This window comes from Aliivibrio sp. S10_S31 (genome assembly GCF_014694495.1).
In the GTDB taxonomy this organism is placed as follows: domain Bacteria; phylum Pseudomonadota; class Gammaproteobacteria; order Enterobacterales; family Vibrionaceae; genus Aliivibrio; species Aliivibrio fischeri.
Window position 1 is genome coordinate 1 of record NZ_JAAUWR010000077.1, and the last position, 1,060, is coordinate 1,060.

Genomic DNA, 1,060 nt, shown 5'->3' on the forward strand with positions numbered 1-1,060 from the left:
ATGCACGTGGGTTTCCCCATTCAGAAATCCCAGACTCAAATGGTTTTTACTACCTAATCTGGGCTTATCGCAAGTTAATACGTCTTTCATCGCCTCTGACTGCCAAGGCATCCACCGTGTACGCTTAATTACTTAACCATACAACCCCAAGAGGTCTTTTTACTTGTTCTTTTATCTTTATACTTCGTTGTTTTCAAAATTTACTTGGTCATGTAGCAAGCTACACTCCCTTCGATAAATTTCTTAACGCCTTGTCTAAAAATAAAATTACTGCGTAAAAATAACTTGAGATCGTATTTCAACTAATCAAGGTTTGAACTCGTCGCTATCTCTGTATAAAAGATAGGGAGTTCTGGTTTTTCGCCGGATTCGCTCTTTATTTCTACTTTAAAAGTAGAAACAAAATAATACCAAGAACACTTGAATGTGTTGTCTTCGTTTTACAGAGTAAAACAAAGGATATTAAGAACTTTTAAATTTTGATTTAACTTAATCTCAGCCTGAACTGTAATTAAGCTGAATCAGTCAGCTTTCCAAATTGTTAAAGAGCAGTATAACGTCACTATTTTTGTAGTGATAAAATACTTTTTAATCATTCTCAGACGGCAAAAATCCGAACCAGGGTCAATTTCTTGAACTGGTTTGGAATCCTTCCAAAAATATTTAAAGAGTATATCCATATGAAATGGTGGGCGATACCGGGCTCGAACCAGTGACCCCCTCCTTGTAAGGGAGGTGCTCTCCCAACTGAGCTAATCGCCCACATAGTATTTCAACTTATTCCTGACTCTATCAAGAATAAACCCATTCTCTGTGGAAAGAATGGTGGGTCGTGCAGGATTCGAACCTGCGACCAATTGATTAAAAGTCAACTGCTCTACCAACTGAGCTAACGACCCAATGGTATCCCGTAGGGGAGTCGAACCCCTGTTACCGCCGTGAAAGGGCGGTGTCCTAGGCCTCTAGACGAACGGGACACTGGATATTTGAAGATGTTGGGCATCTTCATTGCTTCTTTACGTTTTTAACCTAATCAATCTGTGTGAACACTCATAAATCG

At 39.3% G+C, this 1,060-nt stretch carries 3 tRNA genes and 1 rRNA gene; all 4 read right to left on the reverse strand.

The features are described from left to right. Nucleotides 1-138 (reverse strand): 23S ribosomal RNA (locus tag HC728_RS19610); the annotation flags it as partial. Between the two features lie 548 nt (nucleotides 139-686). Then, nucleotides 687-762: transfer RNA gene (locus tag HC728_RS19615), tRNA-Val, on the reverse strand. Between the two features lie 61 nt (nucleotides 763-823). Next, nucleotides 824-899 (reverse strand) — tRNA-Lys (locus HC728_RS19620). Nucleotides 900-901: 2 nt separating this feature from the next. Next, nucleotides 902-977: transfer RNA gene (locus tag HC728_RS19625), tRNA-Glu, on the reverse strand. Between the last annotated feature and the right edge of the window lie 83 nt (nucleotides 978-1,060).